The 21,821-nt window shown below is 55.9% G+C and carries 19 protein-coding genes and 1 tRNA gene; 9 read left to right on the forward strand and 11 right to left on the reverse strand.

Going from position 1 to position 21,821, the window contains the following annotated elements; all coding sequences use genetic code 11:
* Nucleotides 1–19 precede the first annotated feature (19 nt).
* Nucleotides 20–667, reverse strand: a complete 648-nt coding sequence (locus B5F35_RS09965) for a metallophosphoesterase family protein (protein WP_242969471.1) — start codon at nt 665–667, stop codon at nt 20–22.
* Between the two features lie 309 nt (nt 668–976).
* Here B5F35_RS09965 and B5F35_RS09970 point away from each other — a divergent pair, with 309 nt between their 5' ends.
* Entirely contained in the window at nt 977–2,326 is a 1,350-nt protein-coding gene (locus B5F35_RS09970) for a D-alanyl-D-alanine carboxypeptidase family protein (RefSeq protein ID WP_087240504.1), read from the forward strand.
* Nucleotides 2,327–2,341: 15 nt separating this feature from the next.
* A complete protein-coding gene (locus B5F35_RS09975; RefSeq protein WP_087240506.1) occupies nt 2,342–3,025 on the forward strand; it encodes a YjjG family noncanonical pyrimidine nucleotidase in 684 nt (227 codons plus the stop codon).
* Nucleotides 3,026–3,099: 74 nt separating this feature from the next.
* Here the strand turns inward: B5F35_RS09975 and B5F35_RS09980 are convergent, their stop codons facing one another.
* The 3 genes from B5F35_RS09980 to B5F35_RS09990 form a co-directional block, all read right to left on the reverse strand.
* Nucleotides 3,100–4,062 carry a ComEC/Rec2 family competence protein gene (locus B5F35_RS09980; RefSeq protein ID WP_087240508.1) on the reverse strand — a complete coding sequence of 321 codons (963 nt, stop codon included), beginning with the start codon at nt 4,060–4,062 and terminating at the stop codon, nt 3,100–3,102.
* Between the two features lie 149 nt (nt 4,063–4,211).
* The gene (locus tag B5F35_RS09985) at nt 4,212–4,478 is read right to left on the reverse strand and encodes a hypothetical protein (protein WP_087240510.1); all 267 of its coding nucleotides are present in this window, start codon (nt 4,476–4,478) and stop codon (nt 4,212–4,214) included.
* Nucleotides 4,479–4,545: 67 nt separating this feature from the next.
* Nucleotides 4,546–5,322: an ABC transporter ATP-binding protein gene (locus B5F35_RS09990; RefSeq protein WP_087240512.1), complete on the reverse strand. Its 777-nt coding sequence runs from the start codon at nt 5,320–5,322 to the stop codon at nt 4,546–4,548.
* 134 nt (nt 5,323–5,456) lie between these two features.
* On the opposite strand from B5F35_RS09990, the gene B5F35_RS09995 reads away from it, so the two are divergent.
* Nucleotides 5,457–6,977 carry a phosphohexomutase domain-containing protein gene (locus tag B5F35_RS09995; protein WP_087240552.1) on the forward strand — a complete coding sequence of 507 codons (1,521 nt, stop codon included), beginning with the start codon at nt 5,457–5,459 and terminating at the stop codon, nt 6,975–6,977.
* A 104-nt stretch (nt 6,978–7,081) separates the two neighbouring features.
* Here the strand turns inward: B5F35_RS09995 and B5F35_RS10000 are convergent, their stop codons facing one another.
* Nucleotides 7,082–8,146, reverse strand: coding sequence for a stage V sporulation protein AD (locus B5F35_RS10000; protein WP_242969472.1), 1,065 nt, complete (start codon nt 8,144–8,146; stop codon nt 7,082–7,084).
* A 271-nt stretch (nt 8,147–8,417) separates the two neighbouring features.
* On the opposite strand from B5F35_RS10000, the gene B5F35_RS10005 reads away from it, so the two are divergent.
* The gene (locus B5F35_RS10005; protein WP_087240516.1) at nt 8,418–9,818 is read left to right on the forward strand and encodes an NCS2 family permease; all 1,401 of its coding nucleotides are present in this window, start codon (nt 8,418–8,420) and stop codon (nt 9,816–9,818) included.
* A gap of 176 nt (nt 9,819–9,994) precedes the next feature.
* Here the strand turns inward: B5F35_RS10005 and B5F35_RS10010 are convergent, their stop codons facing one another.
* Genes B5F35_RS10010 through B5F35_RS10020 form a run of 3 tightly spaced genes read right to left on the reverse strand, consistent with a single transcriptional unit; the run spans nt 9,995 to nt 12,481 of the window.
* The gene (locus tag B5F35_RS10010) at nt 9,995–10,357 is read right to left on the reverse strand and encodes a response regulator (protein WP_087240518.1); all 363 of its coding nucleotides are present in this window, start codon (nt 10,355–10,357) and stop codon (nt 9,995–9,997) included.
* Nucleotides 10,358–10,364: 7 nt separating this feature from the next.
* The gene (locus B5F35_RS10015; RefSeq protein WP_162611398.1) at nt 10,365–10,856 is read right to left on the reverse strand and encodes a chemotaxis protein CheX; all 492 of its coding nucleotides are present in this window, start codon (nt 10,854–10,856) and stop codon (nt 10,365–10,367) included.
* 41 nt (nt 10,857–10,897) lie between these two features.
* Nucleotides 10,898–12,481 carry a flagellar assembly protein A gene (locus tag B5F35_RS10020; protein ID WP_087240522.1) on the reverse strand — a complete coding sequence of 528 codons (1,584 nt, stop codon included), beginning with the start codon at nt 12,479–12,481 and terminating at the stop codon, nt 10,898–10,900.
* A gap of 290 nt (nt 12,482–12,771) precedes the next feature.
* Between B5F35_RS10020 and B5F35_RS10025 the strand changes: the two genes are divergently transcribed.
* The 3 genes from B5F35_RS10025 to ymfI all read left to right on the forward strand — a co-directional run bounded on the left by B5F35_RS10025 (nt 12,772) and on the right by ymfI (nt 15,484).
* Complete coding sequence (locus B5F35_RS10025; RefSeq protein WP_087240525.1) at nt 12,772–13,905, forward strand: aldo/keto reductase; 1,134 nt, start codon at nt 12,772–12,774, stop codon at nt 13,903–13,905.
* 114 nt (nt 13,906–14,019) lie between these two features.
* Nucleotides 14,020–14,745, forward strand: coding sequence for a 16S rRNA (uracil(1498)-N(3))-methyltransferase (locus B5F35_RS10030; protein WP_087240527.1), 726 nt, complete (start codon nt 14,020–14,022; stop codon nt 14,743–14,745).
* Between the two features lie 16 nt (nt 14,746–14,761).
* Nucleotides 14,762–15,484, forward strand: a complete 723-nt coding sequence (gene ymfI, locus B5F35_RS10035; RefSeq protein WP_087240529.1) for an elongation factor P 5-aminopentanone reductase — start codon at nt 14,762–14,764, stop codon at nt 15,482–15,484.
* Nucleotides 15,485–15,745: 261 nt separating this feature from the next.
* On the opposite strand, the gene B5F35_RS10040 is transcribed toward ymfI, so the two are convergent.
* From B5F35_RS10040 to B5F35_RS10050, 3 genes are all read right to left on the reverse strand, one after another.
* Nucleotides 15,746–17,125 carry a glycine--tRNA ligase gene (locus B5F35_RS10040; RefSeq protein ID WP_164488517.1) on the reverse strand — a complete coding sequence of 460 codons (1,380 nt, stop codon included), beginning with the start codon at nt 17,123–17,125 and terminating at the stop codon, nt 15,746–15,748.
* Between the two features lie 6 nt (nt 17,126–17,131).
* On the reverse strand, nt 17,132–17,575 hold the full coding sequence (locus tag B5F35_RS10045; protein ID WP_242969473.1) for a GtrA family protein: 444 nt from the start codon (nt 17,573–17,575) through the stop codon (nt 17,132–17,134).
* A 128-nt stretch (nt 17,576–17,703) separates the two neighbouring features.
* A tRNA-Pro gene (locus B5F35_RS10050) sits at nt 17,704–17,779 on the reverse strand.
* A 280-nt stretch (nt 17,780–18,059) separates the two neighbouring features.
* Here B5F35_RS10050 and B5F35_RS10055 point away from each other — a divergent pair.
* Together B5F35_RS10055 and B5F35_RS10060 are read left to right on the forward strand one after the other, a co-directional pair.
* Nucleotides 18,060–20,279, forward strand: a complete 2,220-nt coding sequence (locus B5F35_RS10055; protein ID WP_087240535.1) for an alpha-galactosidase — start codon at nt 18,060–18,062, stop codon at nt 20,277–20,279.
* A 110-nt stretch (nt 20,280–20,389) separates the two neighbouring features.
* Nucleotides 20,390–21,673, forward strand: coding sequence for a DUF1015 domain-containing protein (locus tag B5F35_RS10060; RefSeq protein WP_087240538.1), 1,284 nt, complete (start codon nt 20,390–20,392; stop codon nt 21,671–21,673).
* The last annotated feature ends 148 nt before the right edge of the window (nt 21,674–21,821 follow it).

A 21,821-nucleotide genomic window follows, 5' to 3' on the forward strand; every position in this document is an offset into this window, starting at 1 on the left:
TGCTGTTCTGCTGTCCCCGTTATTCCACGGGAAGAATCTCCTGAAAAACGGAAAAATTCTTTGCCGTCCGTTTTCTGTCGCTGTGCAGATACCCGAAATACCAGCGCTTATACTCGATCTCACGCGCCAGCGTATCAAAATAGGCGTCAAGCGCGTTGCGATCGCCGTGGTTCCCGGCCATGCGGGGGGCGGGCCAGTGCGTCACGATGTAATCCACCCGTTTGCCGTGGGCCTGCAGCCGTGCCGCGCCGTTCTTCATCTCCTCCAGGGTGGGGAATTCCTCCTTCCACCATTTTCCGGCATCCTGATAGATCTGCCGCTCGCGCGTCTCCCCTCCGCCGAAGGCAAAGAAAGTCTTTCCCTCAATGGTATACACCTCGCCGCGCATCAGATGATAGATATTTCCACCCAGGCAATGGACGCGTCCGCCGTTCCATTCGCCTTCCTCGCAGCGGTTCAGCAGCTCAAAATTCTCATGCGCGCCGTCCACAAACGCAATGGCATACTTTTTCTTTCCCAGCTTTTTGAGGAAACGCTCCTCAGCCACTCCCCCATCCCAGAGAAAACCGAAATCGCCGCAGATCAGCAGCGTATCGCCGGAGCGCAGTCGCTTCGCGTCCTCAAACCGGCGCTTGTCCCCATGAATGTCTCCCGTGATGTAAATCAAACGGATCGTCCCCCTTTGCATCCCCGCGGGGCTTTTGTCCGTCCCGCTATACAACTTGTTATAAATGAAATGAATATACAATTTTCCACGTTTTCCACTGAGTTTTCCACACCATCTGTAGAATCGTGTGGAAAACTCATGCTTTGACAAAATGTGCGCCCATGGGTTCACAAATTCTTTTCATTTGCAGGTTTACACAATCCTGCGAATCCTGTTATACTAGAATTGCCCACCTCTTCGGCATTTTGTACGCACGGACACCATCTGTGCGTTTCCGGATTATTATAACATAGTGGAGGAAAAAGTTCCATGAAAAAAAAAATCGTGTGCTTTCTCTCCGTCCTGTTGACGGTCTGGCTGCTGCTCCCACAGGGAGCGTTCGCGGCCTCCTTCCAGATTGATTTTGACACAGCCTGCGACGCCATCCAGCTGGTGAATCTGGACACCGGCACCGTGGTGTACGAGAAAAACCCGGACAAGCACCGGGAGCCCGCGTCCACCACAAAGATTATGACATACATTGTGGTCTATGAAAACGTGGAGGATCCGGAGAACACCACCGTTACCATCTCCGAAAAAATCCGCGACGAGCTGCTGGGGACAGGCAGCTCCCTGTCCGGCATCCAGGTGGGGGACGTGCTGACCGTCTCCCAGCTTCTGCGCTGCATGATGATCCCCTCAGGCAATGACGCCGCGCTGGCTCTCGCCGATTTTGTGGGGGGCGGCGACGTACAGAAATTCGTTGACATGATGAACGAGAAGGCCGCTGAGCTGGGATGCACAAATACGCACTTCACCAACCCGCATGGCCTGCACGACGACGAGCATTACACCACCGCGCGGGATCTGGCCGTCATCACCCAGTACGCCATGATGCTGCCTGAATTCATGGACATCACCAACACCACCAATATCTACTACAAACCGGCCGGCGGTCCTGCCGCCGATGAAAAGCGCCTTCTGGTCACGACCAACCGGCTGATCCACAAAACGCTCGATCCGCAGTATTATTACCAGTACGCGCAGGGAATCAAAACCGGCTCGCACGATCAGGCAGGCTACTGCCTGGTATCGACCGCCAAGAAGAACGGCCTGAGCTATCTGTGCGTTGCCCTCGGCGCGCCGAGCGTGGACGAAAACGGCAACCGCATTACCGCACACGGGGAGTGCTCCGATTCCATCAACCTCTACAACTGGGCGTTCGACAATCTTGGCTTCCGCACCATCGCGGACGCGGACGACGCGGTAACGGAAATCGAGCTGCGCTTCGCCTGGAACAAGGACACGCTTCTGCTGGTCCCGCAGGAAAGCTACACCACCATCCTGCCGGACGACATTTCCTCGAGCAGTATCCTGGCTACGCCCGATATTCCCGAGTACATTGAAGCGCCCGTCAAGAAAGGGGATGTGATCGGCACCGTCACTTACAGCTATGCCGATCAGACGCTCGCCACCCTGAACCTGGTCGCCGGGGAGAGTGTGGAACGCAGTGAGCTGCTCAAGAGCGCAAGCACGGTGAAGGATATCGTCACCTCGTCCTGGTTCCTCACCATCGTGGGAATCATCCTTTTCCTTCTGTTTGTGTATGTGATTCTCGCGCTGATTTACAACCGCAAAAAGAAAAAGCTCCGCAAGGTGCGCAAATACAAGAACATGTGATTCGGAGGCCTCTTCATGGAAAAGCGCTATGAAATCCTTCTCTTTGACGTGGACGGCACGCTGCTTGACTTCGACCGTGCCGAGCATGCCGCCATGGAGAAAATCTTCGCCCGCCACGGATACCCCTATTCGGAGGAAACCCTTCTGCGCTACCGGGAAATCAACTCCCAGCTTTGGCGCGATTATGAGCAGGATCGGATCCTCAAGCCCGTGATACACATGACGCGCTTTGAGCAGCTGTTTCGGGAGTTCTCCATAGAGGGGGACGGCGCTGCGTTCAACCGCGAATATCTCGACGCGCTGTCCGCGGAACATTTCACCATCGATGCAGCCGAAGAAGTCTGCGCCGCTCTTTCCGGGCGCTACCGCATGTATGTCGTCACCAACGGCGTGTCCCACGTCCAGCGCAGGCGGATGCGCGAATCCGGGCTGGAGCAGTATTTTTCCGATCTGTTCATCTCCGAGGAGATGGGTGTGCAGAAGCCGAAGCGCGAATTTTTTGAGCTGGTTTCCCACGCCGTCGAAAACTTCGCGCCGGAAAAGACGCTTGTCATCGGGGACTCGCCCACGTCGGACGTGAAGGGCGCGCAGGGCTTCGGCCTTGACGCGTGCTGGTTCAATCCCGCCGGGCGTCCCGTTCCCTCTCCTGCTCCCACATGGGAAATCCGCTCTTTGCGGGAGCTTTTGTCCCGCCTGTAAAAATCGAAAAAGCAGCCCGCCGGAATCGCTTGTGAAAGCCTTTCCGGCGGGCTGCTTTTCTTTGCCCTTGCCTATTATGTTCCCTGTTTTCCCTGTGCGGCTATGGTGACGCCCGAACCGCTTGTGACAGCAGTGATGGTCCCCTGCAAATCTGTGCGGAATACTTCCACCCCCGCGGCGGAAAGCTTGTCCAGCGTCACGGCGTCCGGGTGGCCGTAATCATTGTCCACGCCGCAGCTGATCACGGCGTACTGGGGAGAAACCGCATCGAGGAACGCCTGCGACGTGGAGGTTTCGCTGCCGTGATGGCCGCATTTGAGGACGGTAGCGGAAAGATCGTATCCCCTGGCCAGCATTTCCTCCTCGCTCTCCGTCTCCGCGTCTCCGGTAAACAGGAAGCTGTCCTCTCCAAAGGTGAGGCGCAGGACAACGGAATAGTTGTTCAGGTTTCCGTACCCGCTTCCGTTCGGCCCCAGGACGGTCAGCACCGCGCCGTTTTGATTCCAAAGCTCCGCGCCCGGCCCGGCGGGGGTGATGGAAAGCCCCTCATTCGCGATGCTTTGCAGCAGATTTTCATAGGTTTTGGTGGTGGGCGTTTCACTCTCCGCGACACGGGGCATCACCACCTGACGCACATCGAGCTGATCGATGACCTCCGCCATACCGCCGATATGATCGGCATGCGGATGTGTGGCAACCACCAGATCCAGCGTCTCCACCCCAAGGGAACGCAGCTCCCCCACCAGCGCCTCCTGCGTGGCGGACGTTCCCGCGTCAATCAGGATATTTTGCCCGCCCGGCAAGCGGATCAGTTCGCTGTCTGCCTGGCCGACGTCAAAATATACCACTTCCAGCGTGCCCTCCGGCACAGCCTGAACGGTGGACGATGCGGGGCTTCCCACCACCGGAAGATCCTCCCAGCTGAGCCCCAGCTGCCGTGCGCCCGCAAGAAGCGCCGCCGCAAGCAGCACCACCGCTGAGATCCAAAAAGGCTGTTTTTTCTTTTTGCGGGGCGCATACCGCCTTCCCTTTGCCATTCGCTTTCTCCCTTCATGCCCGGCGGCCGATCCGCGCGGCGCGAAAGAGCGCCCGAATCTCCGCCGATCCCAAAATCAAAAAAAGAAAGGCACCCTCCCGGCGACACGCCAAAAGGATGCCGAAGCTTCCCGGAATGGAACCTTTCTGCTCAGGCCTTGCGCGGATCCTTATCTCCGTACAGATTAAAGCGGAAGAGCAGGGATTCGTCCTCCTTGTTTGAACATTCAATGAAGGCCTCGGCAATCTTGCCACCCTCGATCAGCTTCGTCAGGCCGACAAGCTGGCAAAGCTTGCTCTTGAGGTTCAGGCGATCTCCCTCGCGGGTCACCAGAAACACGTCGCCCTGACAGGAATCGAGTGTCTTGAGGAATTCGGGGACATCCACATCGTGCAGTTCCAACAGATTTGCAGGCATTCTTGTGTCCTCCTTTGCTGCTGTGATTCCCCGCCCGGTTTGAGCGGAGCGGGTTGGAATATCATTCCTACCGTTTTATTATATCATCCGCCAAAGGATTGTCAACCAAATCGCTCGGGCGAAAACCGCCAAAGATTCCCTCCTGAGAATCCGCAAATTCGTGCTGTTCCTCCTCCCCCCACAGCTTCCCGCCCCGGATGCGCACACGTCTCTGCGCCAAAGCCGCAAGCGCCATATCATGCGTGATCAGCACCAGCGTGCGCCCCTCCCGGTTCAGTGTCCGCAGGATTTTCATAACGGCGCGTCCGGACTCGGGATCCAGATTTCCGGTAGGCTCATCCGCGAGAAGGATGGGTGGTTTTGCGGCGATTGCCCGGGCTACGGCAACCCGCTGCTGCTGTCCGCCCGACAGCTGGCCCGGCAGATGCCCCGTGCGATCCCCGAGCCCCACGAGCGCCAGCGCCTCCTGCGCGAGCGTGCGCCGCACAGGAGCCGGGACCCCCCGGTAAGCCAGCGGCAGCTCCACATTTTCCTGTGCCGTCAGGCCGCCGATCAGGTTGAAGCCCTGGAAAACAAAGCCGATCCTTCTGTTGCGGATTTCTGCCAGACGCTGCTCGCTGAGCTGGGAAACATCCTCTCCCTCAAACCGGCAGACCCCCTCTGTCGGCGTGTCGAGGCAGCCCATCAGATTCATGAGCGTTGTCTTTCCCGAGCCGCTGCTGCCCACCACCGCAAGGAACTCCCCGCGCCGCACGGCCAGTGACACATGATCAAGCGCATGCACCTCTCCCTCCTCCCGCCGGTATACCTTGGAAACCTCCCGCAGGCTGATTACTTCATCCATTCCCGCACCCCTCCCGAATTTTTCCATTCTGATTTACAAAGCCGCTTTTTTGCCGTATAATAAGGATTAGTATATCCGGAAGTCATATATTGATTCCCGCTGTGCGGGAAATTCAGATGGAGGTATCATCCGCTATGTTGGAGATCGACTGGAAACAATTCAAGAGCGGCACGGACATCCGGGGCGTCGCGACAGAGGGAGTGCCGGGGCAGGAGGTTAACCTCACCGGCTCCGCGGTGCGCCGGATGGCGGCGGGCTATCTGCTCTGGCTTTCAAACAAGACAGGCAAACCCGCTTCCGAGCTGACAGTCGCTGTCGGCCATGATTCCCGCATTTCCGCCGACCGCATTCAGAAGGCTGTCGTGGACGCGCTGCTCTCCGCGGGTGTTCGTGTGCTGGTGTGCGGGCTCGCGTCTACCCCCAGCATGTTCATGATCACCGTGGACTGGGACTGCGACGGTTCCATCCAGATCACCGCCAGCCACCACCCGTATTACCGCAACGGCTTGAAATTCTTCACCAAAGAGGGCGGCCTGGACGGCTCTGACATCGACGAAATCCTCGCCTATGCCGCGGAGAACAAGGCACCTGCTTATGGAAAGGGCGTCGCGGAGATGGTGGATTATATGTCCCGCTACAGCGAGATTCTGCGCGATAAAATCAAGCAGGGCGTCAACGCCGAGGACTATGAGCATCCTCTCGCCGGCTTCCACATCGTGGTGGACGCAGGCAACGGCGCGGGCGGCTTTTACGCCACGGATGTGCTTGCCCCGCTGGGCGCGGATATTTCCGGCAGCCAGTTCCTGGAGCCGGACGGCATGTTTCCGAACCATATCCCGAACCCCGAAAACGCGGCTGCGATGGATTCGGTCCGTCTTGCCACCATCCGTGCCAAGGCCGACCTGGGCGTGATCTTTGACACCGATGTGGATCGCGGCGGCGCTGTCGATGCAAAGGGGGACGAGCTCAACCGCAATCGTCTTGTCGCTGTGGCCAGCGCCATCGCGCTTGAGGGCAACGAGGGCGGCACCATCGTGACGGACTCCATCACCTCCAGCGGTTTGAAGGAATACATTGAGGATACGCTCGGCGGCCACCATCACCGCTTCAAACGCGGCTACCGCAATGTCATCAACGAGGCGATCCGCCTGAACAACGAGGGGGTGAACTGCCCGCTGGCGATTGAGACCTCCGGCCATGCCGCTCTGCGGGAGAATTACTTCCTTGACGACGGCGCATACCTCGTTACCAAGATCATCATCAAAATGGCCGTCCTGCGCCGTGAGGGAAAAAATCTGGAAACGCTGCTCGAAGGCCTTCGCGAGCCGGTCGAGGCCACGGAGCTGCGCCTGCCAATCACCGCGTCCGACTTCCGCGCCTGCGGCGAAGCGGTCATCGCAGGACTGGAGCAGTGGGCGGAAAAGCACGGCTGGGCCATCGCTCCGGATAACCGGGAAGGAATCCGTGTCTCCTTCGGCAAGGAAAACGGCGACGGCTGGTTCCTGCTCCGTTTGAGTGTGCACGATCCCATTATGCCGCTTAACATTGAGAGTGATTCTGAGGGCGGTGTGCGCAAAATGGTGGAGCAGCTTCATGAATATCTGCTTACCTGCGAAGGGCTTGACATCTCTCCTGTTGCAAAATTCCTGGCCTAATCCGGCCTTTTCACATTCCCGGCAGACAAACGCCGGCTGATACAATCCAAAAAACGGCATTCCCCGGACGGCGGTACCGATCCGAGCGAATGCCGTTTTCTTTTTCAGCGCCCTGCTGCCCCTGTATCTGTATGGGAATGCACAGGGACGGAGCGCAGATGAATCAGATGCGCCACACCTGGAATACTTTCCCCCTGCTGGCTGGTGGTGAGAGACATCAGCGCCCCCGTGCCGACAAACAGGACATCCTGCATGCGTCCCGCCAGAAGATCGCCGAGCACCACCGAGCACAGCACAGCGGCCGAACAGCCGCAGCCCGAGGCCCCGGCGTGAACATCCTGCCGCTGGCGGTCATACAGCATCAGTCCGCCGTCATTGTGCACGGCGGCAATGTCAAAGCCATCCCGCAGAGCCAGTTCCCGCAGGAGATCACTGCCCACCGCTCCCAGATCGCCGGTCAGGATCAGATCAAAATCGCTTGGGGCGGATGCCGTATCCGTAAAATAATCCAGCAGCGTCTCCCATGCCGCGGGGGCCATGGCGGCCCCCATATTCGCCGCATCCTTGATCCCCAGATCCCGCATCCTGCCGAATGTGGCTTCCCGCACTACCACAGCGCGTTCCACACCCGACGGAGGTTCCCGGGAAACAATTACAGCCCCGGAAGCGGTAGCCGTCCACTGGGCGGTCGGTGTGCGCTGGCCTCCATACTCCAAAGGCAGACGGAACTGCCGCTCCGCTGAACAGAAGTGGGAGGAGGTGACCGCCAAAGCCCGCCGCGCCGCGCCTGCCTCCACAAATACAGCGGCCATCCCCAGCGTCTGCGCCATGGTCGAGCACGCGCCATACTGCCCGAGAAACGGGATATCCAGCTCACGCAGGCCAAAGACGGACGCGGCGCACTGGTTCAGCAGATCCCCGGCAAAGACGCAGTCGATTGCCTCCCGCTCCATGCCCGCCTTGCGCAGGGCAAGCTGAGCCGCCTCCGACTGAAGCCGGCTTTCCGCCTGCTCCCAGCTTTCCAGCCCAAGCGTAGTGTCCTCATGACACTGATCAAACAGGGCCCCCAACGGCCCTTCCTTTTCTTTTTTTCCCACCGAAGCTGCCCAGCTTGCCGCCCACGGCCCGCGGCCAAACCGCAGGGTTCGTTTCCCGATTCGTGTGATCACATCAGTCGCCCCCATCCATTTTGCGTTCAGTATTCCCCTATCCTTCACCTGTATGCAGGATCCTTTTCTTTCCATGCAGAATTTGGGTCTTTCCGACGCTATTCTGTGGAATTGCACAGAAAATATGAATAATCTGTTTCTTAAAAATGAAAACTTTGTGGAAATAGGTGATTGCTTTCTCCCAGGCAAATGCGTATAATATTTTTATCATCAAACGTCCGGCCTATGCGGTTGTCCGGACTTATTTTCATTTACAGGAGGAATGGATCACATGGCAGGGAACAAAAACGGTTCCGCCCTGGGGAAGAAGGATTTCTTCGATCTCGCGGGCCATGGAACCAACGTCAAAACGGAAGTGATCGCTGGTATCACCACTTTTCTGGCGATGGCCTACATTCTCGCGGTCAACCCGAGCATGCTCAAGGAAACGGGCATGGATCAGAACGCGGTGTTCGTCGCCACGGCGCTCTCCGCCGCTCTCGCGACCTTCATCATGGGCTTTCTCGCCAATTACCCGGTGGCTCTCGCCTCTGGTATGGGCCTGAACGCTTACTTCACTTACACTGTCTGCCTCAGCATGGGACTGGGTGAAAACGCCTGGAAAATCGCTCTGACGGCAGTTCTGGTGGAGGGTCTCATTTTCATTGTCCTCTCCAGTTTCAAGTTCCGTGAGAAGATTGTCAATGGCATTCCGGCAAATCTCAAATACGCCATCACCGCTGGTATCGGCCTGTTCATCACCCTGATTGGCTGCAAGGGCGCGGGTATTGTGGTTTCCAATTCCTCCACGCTTGTTGGCCTGGGTGATTTTGCTTCCCCAACAGTGATTCTCGCTTTTATTGGCCTGATCGTTCTTGGCGTCCTGCATCATTTCCGCGTCAAGGGCGCGATCCTGATCAGCATCCTTGTCACCTGGGTGCTTGGCATTGTCGCCGAACTGGGCGGCTGGTATCAGGTCAATGTGGAGGCCGGCGTGTTCTCCAACATCCCCTCCTTCTCCAATTACACCCCCTTCCCGTCCCTGGCTCCGACCTTCTTCCAGTTTGATTTCGGCTATGTTACGGAAAACTTCATGAACTTTATCATCATTGTGTTTGCCTTCCTGTTTGTCGATCTGTTTGATACGGTCGGCACCCTCGTCGGCGTTGCCGCAAAGGGCAATCTGCTCGACAAGGACGGCAAGCTGCCCCGTGCTGGCAAGGCCCTGATGGCTGACGCTATCGGCACTGTGGCGGGTGCCTGCCTCGGCACCTCCACTGTCACCAGCTTTGTGGAGTCCTCCGCCGGTGTTTCCGAGGGCGGCCGCACCGGTCTGACGGCGGTTGTCGCTGGCGTGCTCTTCCTCGTTGCCATCCCGCTGTATCCCATCTTCACCGCGATTCAGGGCTTCGCCACTGCTCCGGCTCTGATTTTTGTCGGCCTGCTGATGATGACCAGCGTTTTGAAGGTCAAGTTTGACGGCGATATCGCGGACGCAATCGGCGCGTTCCTCGCCATCTTCATGATGCCCTTCACCTATTCGATCGCCAACGGCATTATGTTTGGTATGCTGGCCTGGGTTATCCTCAAGCTGCTCACCGGCAAGGCAAAGGATATCTCCCCCATCATGTACGGCGTCGGCATTCTGTTTGTCATTCGCATTATTACATTGGTCCGGCATGTCGCCTCATGACCAAGGGCAGCTGCTGAACGGTTTGTCTGCTGAAACATAAAGATCAGCCCTCCTGTGAACCCATTCACAGGAGGGCTTTTGCATCCCCACACACAGGAACTTTTTGAAAAAAGAAAACCGGCGTTTTCCACCATCATGCAAAGCCATGTGGAAAACGCCGGAAATTATTTGAAAACTCACGCAAATGCCTTGTCGAGCGAGCCGATCAGCTGATCCCGATCAAACGGCTTATAGACAAACCCTTTCGCGCCGATGCTGTTGGCCTCGTCCACGGTATCGTCATAAGCCAGCGAAGAAACCATCAGCACACGGGCCTGGGGATATTTTTTGAGAATCATGCGGGCTGTCTCCAATCCGTCCATTCCCGGCATCAGAATATCCATTGTCACCAGATCCGGCTGGATCTGATCATACATGTTCAGAGCATCCTCTCCATTTTGGCAGCAAGCGACAATCTCATACTCTGTATCGGACAGGATCTTCTGCATCTGCATCTGAACAATGCGGGAATCGTCTACCACCATGATTTTCTTTGACATTTCTATGTCACTCCTTTGTAGTATGATCGGAAATGTTTTCTTCCTCTGAAGGAATCTTATGAATTAACTGAGCACCCTCGTTGCGATTGCTGGTATAATTCAAGACAAGCTCCTGTGATGTTTCCTCCGGAGTATAACAGCCTGTCGAAAATTTGGGAATTTGGAAACGGGAAGAAATATGCGCCGCCTGAAAAAGTTTGGCAGCAACCTGCCCGCAAATCACATTAAAATATTCCTTTGCAAAATCCTCCAAATCCTCCGCGTTCACATTTTCCTCCTGCATGGAGCGCTGAGCCAAATGGATGAGGAAGTTTGTGTCCACACAAAGCGTCAATGTGGCACGATAGCCTCCTTCAAACGTAGTGCAGACTGTGCAGGAATCATTAGGACCAAGCGTTGGAGTTTGATTGCTGCGCTGAATCGTATCAAGCCGGTTGGTGATATCCTTCATGACTCGGTCCAAAATCTCCAAAACTTCAGATTGAGAAAGAGTATCCAAGCTTCGCCCTCCCTTCCATATCGCCGGTATATTATCCCTCGTTATAACCGGCGCATTCTTCCATTGATCCAGCCAATTTTGCATCCATGTTCCAAATATGTGATTTTCTCAATGGCATCATCGATCCGCACTTCCGTCTGGGGGTATACCACATCGGCATACAAACGGCGGCGCTCCTCACTCTGCGCCTGAAAATAGGCTTCGTATTCCTTGTCAAAGCGCTCCAGTTTGAGCCGAGCCACCCGCACGGAGGTTTCAAGAGCAGCAATCTCCTTTTTGGTTTCCGGACGGTGCACCCATAGCCGCAGGCGCTCCAGCTCCTCTTTCGAATCCTCCAGTTCCTGCAAAATCTGCCTGCGCTCATATCTCTCGCAAGGCAGACCGCCCAGAATGATAACAGTGGGGCGTTCGGCCTTGGAACCGATGATATCCGCCGTCACCTCCCGGGCCGCGCGCATGGTGCCGCCAATAATCACGCCCCGACCGGTACGGGCCCGGATATCCCCGTTGCTGCAAATCTCACAGTCAATGATACAGTCCGCTTCCACACTGTTGCGCGCATACACCGTGCAGTGCTCCAGATACTTGGCAAACACACTTTTATGCGCCCGGATCACAGCCCGATCCTGCCCCTGCACGCCGCTTGACACAATCAGATTTTCTCCCGCTTCGATGGTGCAAACCTCGATAGCCCCATCGATCTGAATGCTGCCCATGGCACGGACAATACTGCCGTTGGTGACGTCGCCATGAATATGAACGTCGCCTAAAAAATTGATGTCACCGGTGGATCGGTCCACATTTCCTTCAATTTCCAACACCGGCTTAACCAGAAAATTCAACCCGGAGAATTCAACATGTCCGCTGCGGGCGGCGACCAGAAACCGGCCATCCTCTGAAAGCTTGGTGTTTCTCCCTGCGGGAATGTCAGGCTTTATCCCGTTCTTTCCGGGAATGAGTTCACCGCTGACTGTTACGCCGTCCATTGCTTTGGTGGCATGGACAATTTCGCAGATCACATCTCCCTTTTCAATCCTTCTCACAAGATGGAGCATATTGTAATCTGCTTTCGCAAGCTCTCCCAACTTGGCTGAGGGCCGCGTCTCTCTGGGAATCCGATCGATAACGTAACCATCTTTTCCGTCAACGGGCGGTGTGCCGCGTGCAATCAGGAACAGACAGAAATATCGATCCGGCAGATCCAGGAGATGGGAAATCAGCTCTTCATCCACTCCATGAATTGCACCCTGATCGGCCAGCTGCTGTTCAAAGGCAAGCTGTGTCAAATCATGTCCTTCTCCGGCAGGGGGAATCAGCAGCAGCCACGCGGCCATTTGATCCTCTGACAAATAGACAATGGCCTGTTCATCCCAATCATCCGGAAAAGCTGTATTTTTCCCATAGTACTGTTCCACCGCTTCTGCTAAAAGCCATTCCAGCCTTTTGGCTTCGTTACTTTCCAAGGGATACCGCAGTTTTCCTTCGGGACGCAGCTTCACTTGTAAAGAAGCCTTTTCTTCCCCGAGCCAACGCGCATAAAGCCTGGACAGAGCATGCTCCGAAGAAAATACCAGCGGAGCCTTCTCTTCCATTTCCACAGCATTTTGTGCGTCAGTCGTTTGCATCCTCTTGTTTCCTCCTTCTTCCTTACCTCAAGGGGAAAGGATCCACATTCCAAAAATCCCATTTCCCTTCTTTATAATATTATCGTCATTTTCTGGGAAAATCAAGGGCAACCGCTTTAAATTGCAAAAAGATCCGGAAAAGTCCGCTCTTTTCCCTTTGCATTTCCAGCCGCTGGATATTGCAAAATAAAAAATTTTCTTGACTTGGAGTGAACTCCAGATGCTAGAATAAAACAAAGGAAATGGAGCCTGGGGAGGGCTGCAGACTATTTTCGAAAGGGAGTATTTGGATGATTTACAAAAATTTCCAAAATTTAAAGCTTTCTGCTCTGGGTATGGGAACCATGCGCCTGCCGGTCATCAGCGGTGATGACTCCTGTGTGGATCAGGAGGCGGTAAATCAGATGACCTCCTGTGCCATACAAAGCGGAATCAATTATTTCGATACCGCCTGGGGCTATCACAGCGGGCAATCTGAACTTGCGATCGGCCGTGCTCTCGCAGCATATCCGCGCGAAAGCTTTTATCTGGCCGACAAGTTTCCCGGCTATGACCTTTCCAACATGGGCAAGGCAAAAGAGATTTTTGAAAAGCAGCTGGAAAAATGCGGGGTGGAATATTTTGATTTCTATTTGTTCCACAACGTCTGCGAGCTTAACATCAACCAATATTTAGATCGTTCCTACGGTACTTATGCCTATCTGCTGGAGCAAAAGAAAAATGGAAGAATCCGTCATCTGGGATTTTCCGCCCATGGCTCATGCGAAGTGATCGAACGCTTCCTGGAAGCCTACGGTGAAGCAATGGAATTCTGCCAGCTGCAAATCAACTATCTTGACTGGGACTTCCAGGAAGCCCGGAAGAAAGTGGAGCTCCTGCGCAAGCATGGAATTCCGGTGTGGGTGATGGAGCCTCTGCGCGGCGGATCCCTCGCCTCGCTCAAACCGGAACACGAAGCGCGTCTGCGCGCGCTGCGCCCCGACGAAACCATTCCGGCCTGGGCGTTCCGTTTTCTCCAGTCCATCCCCGACGTTACGGTAACGCTCTCGGGAATGTCCAACCTCGAACAGCTTAAACAGAACATCGCCACCTTTGAAACCGACAAACCGCTGAACGAAACGGAAATGGCTACCCTTCTTTCCATTGCCGAAGAAATGGTAAAGAAGATCGCGCTGCCCTGTACCGCCTGCCGTTATTGCACCAGCCACTGTCCGCAGGGGCTGAACATTCCCTCCCTGCTCGCCCTCTACAATGAGCACGCTTTCTCAAACGGCGGGTTTATCGCTCCCATGGCTGTTTCCGCCATCGAAGAAGATAAGCGTCCAAATGCCTGCATCGGATGCAGAAGCTGTGAGGCCGTCTGCCCGCAGCAAATTAAGATCTCTGAGGCAATGGCGGATTTTTCGAAAATGCTTGGCCTGTAACCCTCTTGCCCTAACGTGCAAAACATGATATGCTGATACGCGGGGAATCCCGCAAAACCGGCGGCCTTCCGGTCAGGAAGGCCGCCCTTATTGTATCGAACGAGGAGGGTTTTCATGCCCAGATTTTTTCTTGAGCAGGCACCGGAAGAGTTCGCTGTGCTTGACGGTGAAGACGGCCGCCACATCGCCCGCTCCCTGCGCATGCGCGCCGGTGAATCGTTAACCCTGTGCGATTGCAGCGGAACAGACTACGACGGTGTGATTGACACAATCGAGGGGGAACGGGTAACGGTACGGATCCTTTCAAGCCGTCCATGCGCGGCAGAGCCGACTTTGCAAACCGTGCTCTATCAATCACTGCCGAAGCTCGACAAATTTGATGTTGTGGTTCAGAAATCCGTGGAGCTGGGGGTAGCGAGAATTGTACCGGTGCTGTCCATGCGGTGCGTTTCCAGACCGGACGCAAAGTCTCTCTCAAAAAAGCTGGAACGGTGGAACCGGATTGCAGCCGAGGCGGCAAAACAGAGCGGGCGCGGTATTCTCCCGCCGGTCTCCCCTGCCCTTTCCTTCGAGCAGGCAGTACGCGAGGCGGAATCCACGGGCGGAGTAAGTCTTTTGTTCTACGAAGGAGGCGGCGCTCCGATCCGTACACGCATTGGACAGGAAACGCTTTCCGCCAGCCTGTTCATCGGGCCGGAAGGCGGCTTCGACAAAAGCGAGGTAGCGCTGGCCCGTGCACACGGTGTGACTCCGGCAACCCTGGGGCCGCGTATTCTGCGCACGGAAACAGCTCCCATCGCCGCCCTGGCCGCGATCATGATGGCGAGCGGAAATCTGTAAAGAGAGGAGCCTTTTCATGAAAACAGCACTGGTCACCGGCGGTTCCCGCGGAATCGGCGCGGCTGTCTGCCGCCGTCTGGCGGAGGACGGACTCCGCGTGGTGGTTCACTATAATCAGAACAAAGGGAAAGCGGAAGCCCTTGTCAGAGAGTTGACGGAAAAAACAGGCCTTCCCCACCTTGCCCTCCCGGCGGAACTGGCAGAGCGGGCACAGGTGGAGGAGCTGTTCCGACTGGCCGGACCGGTCGACGTACTGGTGAACAACGCGGGGATCGCCCAGCAGAAGCTGTTCACGGATATCACAGAGGATGATTGGCGCCGGATGTTCGCCGTCGATGTGGATGGTGTTTTCCGCTGCTGCCAGTGCGCGCTTCCCCATATGATTCATGAAAAATCCGGCTGTATCATCAATATTGCCTCAATTTGGGGAGAGATCGGCGCTTCCTGTGAGGTGCATTACTCCGCCGCTAAGGCTGCCGTCATCGGACTGACAAAGGCGCTTGCCAAAGAGCTGGGACCATCCCACATCCGTGTGAACTGCGTTTCGCCCGGCGTGATTGACACAGAGATGAACGCCATGTTCGACGAGGAAACCATGCGGGAACTGTGCGAATCCACTCCGCTCGGCCGCATCGGCTCTCCTGAGGATATTGCCGCCGCCGTTTCCTTTCTCGCCAGCGACGCGGCTTCCTTCCTCACCGGTCAAACCCTTTCCGTGAACGGTCTTTTCCCAAGCTAACCAGGCTGACCAGGCTGAGCCTGGACGCCATGGCCCGCGCGTCAGCTATGAGCAAACAGAAAAGCTACGCGGCGCGGGACGGTCTGGACAAACTCCCATGGAAATTTGCCCATAGGAATTCGCCCATGCCGCAGCGCGGGCAAAACAGCAAGACCCCTTTGCGACGTAAGATCGCAAAGGGGTCGATTTCTTTTGCTATGGTTCGCCGCCGGAGGCGGCGTGCGTGACTTGCGTGCAGACTCAGTCTGCCTCAGTCTGCCATTAGAATTTTACACGGGCGGCAAGCCAGGCGGAAAGATCCGCGATCTTGACGCGCTCCTGATCCATCGTATCGCGATCACGGACCGTTACACAGCCATCCTCGCGACTGTCAAAGTCGTAGGTGATGCAGAAGGGAGTGCCGATCTCATCCTGACGGCGGTAACGCTTACCGATAGAACCGGCGTCGTCAAAGTCCACCATGAAATCGGACGCAAGATTGGAGAAAATCTCACGGGCCTCGTCGGAAAGCTTCTTGGAAAGCGGGAGAACAGCAGCCTTAAACGGAGCCAGAGCCGGATGCAGATGCATAACCACACGCACATCGTTCTTCTCCGCGTCAACTACTTCCTCATCGTACGCGTCGCAGAGGAAGGCCAGCGCCACACGGTCAGCGCCAAGGGACGGCTCAATGACATACGGGATGTAGTGCTCATTGGTCTCCTGATCAAAATAGGTCATATCCTTGCCGGAATGATCCTGATGCTGCTTGAGATCGTAATCCGTGCGGTCGGCAATGCCCCACAGCTCGCCCCAGCCGAACGGGAACAGAAACTCAATGTCCGTCGTGGCCTTGGAGTAGAAGGAAAGCTCCTCCTGCTCATGGTCGCGCAGACGCAGATTTTCCTCCGTCATGCCGAGGGACAGCAGCCAGTTTTTGCAGAAATCCTTCCAATAATAGAACCAGTCGAGATCCGTGCCGGGCTTGCAGAAGAATTCACATTCCATCTGCTCGAACTCACGGGTACGGAACGTGAAGTTGCCGGGCGTGATCTCGTTTCGGAAGCTCTTACCTACCTGGCAGACGCCGAAGGGCAGCTTCTTGCGCGCGGTGCGCTGCACATTCTGGAAGTTAACAAAAATTCCCTGGGCTGTCTCGGGACGCAGATAAATTTCATTCTTCGCATCCTCCGTCACACCCTGGAAGGTCTTGAACATCAGATTGAACTTGCGGATATCGGTGAAATTGGACGAGCCGCAATCCGGGCATTTGATATTGTTCTCGCGGATATATTCACTCATCTGCTCAAAGGTCATGCCGTTCGGATCGCCGCCGGCATCCTCAATGAGCTTATCGGCACGATGGCGCGTTTTGCAGTCCTTGCAGTCCATGAGCGGATCGGAGAAGCCGCCCACATGGCCAGACGCCACCCACACCTGCGGATTCATCAGAATCGCGGAATCCAGACCGACATTGTACGGGCTTTCCTGCACAAACTTCTTCATCCACGCCTTTTTGACGTTGTTTTTGAACTCCACGCCCAGCGGTCCATAATCCCACGTATTGGAAAGGCCGCCGTAAATTTCGGAGCCGGAATACACGAAGCCGCGGTTTTTGCAGAGAGCGACAATTTTTTCCATTGTCTTGTCCGTTGCTTTCATCACTGTTCAACCTCCATGATTTGGCTCATGCTTTTTGGAAAAAATAATGAGCTTGCTCAGAATATAATTGATAAGGATGACAAAGAAATTGACAATAATCTTTGCCAGCAGGGAATGCATCTGTATAACGTCCAGACACAGCCACATGCCTGCCATGTCGACGCCGAGCGACAGCAGCCTTGCTCCGAAAAAAGAAACCAGCTCAAACAGAAACAGCTTCATCGCGAAGCTTTTGCTGCGGAACACAAAAAGCTTGTTGGTAAAAAAAGCGAAAATCACGGCCAGCAGCCAAGCGAGCAGGTTGGAAACCTCCCAGCTCCATTGCAGCGAATCATGGCAAACGGAAAACACCGCGATATTGACCACCGTGGTCAGCACACCGAACACCAGATAAGAAATCATCTCCGGCGTTGTACAGAAGCGCCACAGTTTTTTGATTGCGTCCTTCAAAAGCTCCTCCCCGGGGTTTTGCCCGCAGATGAAAAGCAGACGCCCGGCAAAGCGCGGGAGGCTGCCGGGCGTCATTGCCTTGCCTGTAAAAACAAAGCCCGGAGCGCAAAGCGCATCCAGGCTCAGCCTGGTCGAGGTGAAGAGACTCGAACTCCCGACATCCTGCTCCCAAAGCAGGCGCGCTACCAACTGCGCTACACCTCGAAAGATAAAACAGAATCAGACTGTTCCTTATTGTAGCGTTTTTCTGGAAAGAAGTCAAGAAAATCCCGTGAAATCTCTCATAATTCTTCCTATATATATTGAAGCGATGTGGTTTTAGAAATGAAAAGAGGATTTCCTGGTTCCTTTTTGCCATACCAAATCTCCCTTTTTCCATTTGCCCGTGCCTGGCAGAGTGTTATAATAAAAAGGAAAGGCCCGGCGCAAATGGGAATCTGTGCCGGAGACCGGGAACCCAAAAGGATACTGGGAGGTTATCAAAATGTCCATTTTATTTGATGAAAACAAAAAGCTTTTCACGCTGGAGACGGCACATGCCTCATACCAGATGTTTGTCAACGCTTATGGATTTTTGCAGCACCTGCATTTTGGAGAAAAGCTGGGCGGCGGCTCCTGCGAAGGATTGCAGGGAACCGGCTTCATGAGCTTTTCCCCCGCGCCGGATGTTGCCGGAAACGATTATCTGGCTTCTCCCGACCTGACACAGCAGGAATATCCTGTATTCGGCAGCGGTGATTACCGCTCTCACTGCATGGCCGTCACCTTTGCGGACGGAGGACGCAACCCGGAGCTGTGCTACCAGTCCCACCGGATCCTCACGGAAAAGCCCGTGCTGGAAGGGCTTCCGGGCCTGCACGGCAGCTGCGAGACGCTGGAAATCACCCTGCGCGACCGCTGGACCGACTTGCAGGTTGTGCTTCTGTACTCTGTTTTTGACCAGTATGACGCGATCGCCCGATCCGCGCGGATTGTCAATCACACCGGAGCCCCTGTGGAAATCAACGCCGCTCTGACCGCCTGCCTCGATTTCCCGGAAAGCGGCTTTGATCTGCTCCACTTCTGGGGCCGCCATGCAATGGAGCGTCTGGTGGAACGCACGCCTTTGACGCACGGAAAAATCTGTGTGGACAGCGTGCGCGGTACATCCAGCCATCAGCAGAATCCCTTTGTGATCGTCTGCGACCATGCCGCCACCGAGGACGCGGGACGCTGCTGGGGCGTTTCGCTGCTCTACAGCGGCAATTTCACCGCCTGCGCCGAGGTGGATCAGGCGGCCTGCTGCCGTGTGACGATGGGCATCAACCCGACCGGCTTCTCCTGGCATCTGGAGAACGGCGAAAGCTTCCAGACGCCGGAGGCGGCTCTGGTATACAGCGGCGAAGGTCTCGGCGCTCTGTCCCGCCGTTATCATAAGCTGTACCGCCGCAACCTGTGCCGCGGCGAATGGGCCTTGAAGCAGCGCCCCGTTCTGATCAACAACTGGGAAGCTACTTATTTCGATTTCGACGATGAGAAGCTTGTTTCCATCGCCAAAACCGCCGCCGATCTGGGCGTGGAAATGCTCGTGGTGGATGACGGATGGTTCGGCAACCGCTTTGATGACAACCGCGCGCTTGGCGACTGGGTGGTAAACACTGAAAAGGTGCGCGGCGGCATGAAGAGCCTGTGCGATCGCATCAACGCGCTGGGAATGAAGCTTGGTCTCTGGTTTGAACCGGAAATGATCTCCGAGGACAGCGAGCTGTACCGCGCGCATCCCGACTGGTGTCTCCATGTGCCGGGACGCGGAAAGTCCAGAAGCCGCAACCAGCTTGTGCTCGACATGTCCCGCAAGGAGGTGCGTGACCATATCCACGACATGATGCACGCCGTCCTTTCGAGCGCGAATTTTTCCTATGTCAAGTGGGATATGAACCGTCACCTGACCGACGTATGGAGCGCGGAGCTGCCCGCCGGACGTCAGGGCGAAGTATACCACCGCTTTGTTCTGGGCGTATACGAGCTGCTTGAGCGGCTTGAAACCGAATTTCCGCATATTCTCTTCGAGGGCTGCTCCGGCGGCGGCGGACGCTTTGACGCCGGTATGCTCTACTACCATCCGCAGATTTGGTGCAGCGATAACACGGACGCTGTGGAGCGTCTGGAAATCCAGTACGGCACCTCCTTCGGTTATCCGATCAGCGCCGTGGGCTCGCATGTGTCCGCCTGCCCGAACCATCAGACGGGACGCACCACCCCCTTCCACACACGCGGCGTTGTCGCCATGTCCGGCACCTTCGGCTATGAGCTGGATCTGAACAAGATCTCCGAAGAGGAAAAGGAGCAGGTGCGCGCGCAGGTCAAGCAGTATCACCGCCTGTATTCCCTGATCAACGATGGTGACTACTACCGCCTGCTCGATATGACGCAGCAGAAGGATCTTTCCGCATGGGAATTTGCCGCGGAGGACGGCAGCCGTGCCCTGCTGAACATCGTCTATGCGCATGTGCGCGCCAACTGCCCGCCGCCCATGCTGTATCTGCGCGGCCTGACGCCGGACGCCTGCTACCGTGTAACGGACGACACCGGCCGGGAGCTTGGTGTCTGGACGGGAGCGGTGCTGATGTATGCCGGTATGCGCGCCCCGATCCCGCAGGAGGCACGCGCTTACGGTCAGACAGATTACGCGGCCTTCCAGTTTGAACTGGAGCGCCTTTCCTGATTGGTTCCCCGGCTTCTTCGCGAAGCCGGGGAATTTTTTTCTTTGGGCCGTTGATCTTTTCGCTTTCGTCGTTTAAAATGGAAAAGAGACTGAATCTGGAGGTATGAGTCATGGCTGAAATTCAATCCTTCCGCGGCCTGCGGTATACGGCGAAGGCCGGTGACCCGCGCGCGTTGACCTGCCCGCCCTACGATATCATCAGCGAGGAGCAGCGGCAGGCGTATCTCGCGGAAAATCCCTGCAATGTGATCCGTCTGGAGCTGCCCAAGGGCGAGGACCCCTACAGCGAAGCGGGACATACGCTGCAAAGCTGGCTGGAGGACGGAATCCTCAAGCAGGACACCGAGCCCGCTTTGTATATCTACGAGGAAGAATTCACCGCTTACGGGCAGAAGAAAAAAGTCAAGGGCCTGATCTGCCGCGTGAAGCTGGAGGAATTCAGCAAGGGCATTGTTCTGCCGCATGAAGAAACGCTGAGCAAGGCCAAGGAGGATCGTTTCCGTCTGATGCAGGCCACATTCTGCAATTTCAGCCAGATCTATTCGCTTTACATGGACGAAGAGCACACCACGCTCAGCCGGATCGACCTGCTTTCCCGCGATACGCCCCGCTATGAGTTTGACGACGGCGAGGTGATTCACCGTCTGTGGGTTGTGAACGACAAAGCGGTGATCGGCGCCATCCAGGAGGATTTCCGCGATCGGAAGCTGTACATTGCGGACGGACATCACCGCTACGAAACGGCACTGAACTTCCGCAACTGGTGCCGCGAAGAGGGGCTTTCCCAGCCGGGAGACGATCCGGATTATGTGATGATGATGCTGGTGGACATGGAACACGATGGGCTGGTGGTCTTTCCGACACACCGCCTGATTCACGGGCTGCCCAATTTTGACAGCATGGCCCTGCTGTCCGCCTGTGAGGATCTGTTCACTGTCACGCACTATGAGGGGCTTGACCGCATCCAGCCTGTTTTGGATCAGGAATACGCCGACGAGCACGCCGCGTTTGCCTTCTATTGCGGCGGCGAGGAATGGGATCTGCTGGTTCTCCGCGATCTGTCCGCGATGGATTATTTCCTGCCGGGCATGAGCGAAGCTTCCCGTCATCTTGACGTCACCATCCTGCACACCCTCATCCTCGAAAAACGCCTTGGCATTGATAAGGAGAATATGGCAAAACAGATCAATCTCTCCTACACCCGCGATTTTGATGAGGCGATTGCCTCTGTGCGCCGTGGGGAAAATCAGTGCGCTTTCCTGCTCAATCCCACCCGTGTGACTGAAATCCGCGACGTGGCGGCGGCAGGCGAAAAAATGCCGCAGAAATCCACCTATTTCTATCCGAAGCTGATCACCGGGCTTGTGATGAACAAGATGAATGTGGAGCGCTGAGGCTCTCCGTACAAAACGAAAGCGGCCGCCTGTGGGCGGCCGCTCAGCTTGTAGAAAAACCTGCTCCGGCAATCAAGCCAGAGCAGTTTTTTGGTTTGTAAACAAGAACCCAAAGGGAAAAAGGAGCGAAATGTCAGGCGTATTTTCG

It is taken from the genome of Anaeromassilibacillus sp. An200 (assembly GCF_002160025.1).
GTDB classification, from domain to species: domain Bacteria; phylum Bacillota; class Clostridia; order Oscillospirales; family Acutalibacteraceae; genus Caccousia; species Caccousia stercoris.

Coding starts and splice junctions, on each gene's coding strand:
- B5F35_RS09970 (WP_087240504.1), top strand. CDS start 977: ATGAAAAAAAAAATCGTGTGCTTTCTCTCCGTCCTGTTGACGGTCTGG.
- B5F35_RS09975 (WP_087240506.1), top strand. CDS start 2,342: ATGGAAAAGCGCTATGAAATCCTTCTCTTTGACGTGGACGGCACGCTG.
- B5F35_RS09980 (WP_087240508.1), bottom strand. CDS start 4,062: ATGGCAAAGGGAAGGCGGTATGCGCCCCGCAAAAAGAAAAAACAGCCT.
- B5F35_RS09985 (WP_087240510.1), bottom strand. CDS start 4,478: ATGCCTGCAAATCTGTTGGAACTGCACGATGTGGATGTCCCCGAATTC.
- B5F35_RS09990 (WP_087240512.1), bottom strand. CDS start 5,322: ATGGATGAAGTAATCAGCCTGCGGGAGGTTTCCAAGGTATACCGGCGG.
- B5F35_RS09995 (WP_087240552.1), top strand. CDS start 5,457: ATGTTGGAGATCGACTGGAAACAATTCAAGAGCGGCACGGACATCCGG.
- B5F35_RS10005 (WP_087240516.1), top strand. CDS start 8,418: ATGGCAGGGAACAAAAACGGTTCCGCCCTGGGGAAGAAGGATTTCTTC.
- B5F35_RS10010 (WP_087240518.1), bottom strand. CDS start 10,357: ATGTCAAAGAAAATCATGGTGGTAGACGATTCCCGCATTGTTCAGATG.
- B5F35_RS10020 (WP_087240522.1), bottom strand. CDS start 12,481: ATGCAAACGACTGACGCACAAAATGCTGTGGAAATGGAAGAGAAGGCT.
- B5F35_RS10025 (WP_087240525.1), top strand. CDS start 12,772: ATGATTTACAAAAATTTCCAAAATTTAAAGCTTTCTGCTCTGGGTATG.
- B5F35_RS10030 (WP_087240527.1), top strand. CDS start 14,020: ATGCCCAGATTTTTTCTTGAGCAGGCACCGGAAGAGTTCGCTGTGCTT.
- ymfI (WP_087240529.1), top strand. CDS start 14,762: ATGAAAACAGCACTGGTCACCGGCGGTTCCCGCGGAATCGGCGCGGCT.
- B5F35_RS10040 (WP_164488517.1), bottom strand. CDS start 17,125: ATGAAAGCAACGGACAAGACAATGGAAAAAATTGTCGCTCTCTGCAAA.
- B5F35_RS10055 (WP_087240535.1), top strand. CDS start 18,060: ATGTCCATTTTATTTGATGAAAACAAAAAGCTTTTCACGCTGGAGACG.
- B5F35_RS10060 (WP_087240538.1), top strand. CDS start 20,390: ATGGCTGAAATTCAATCCTTCCGCGGCCTGCGGTATACGGCGAAGGCC.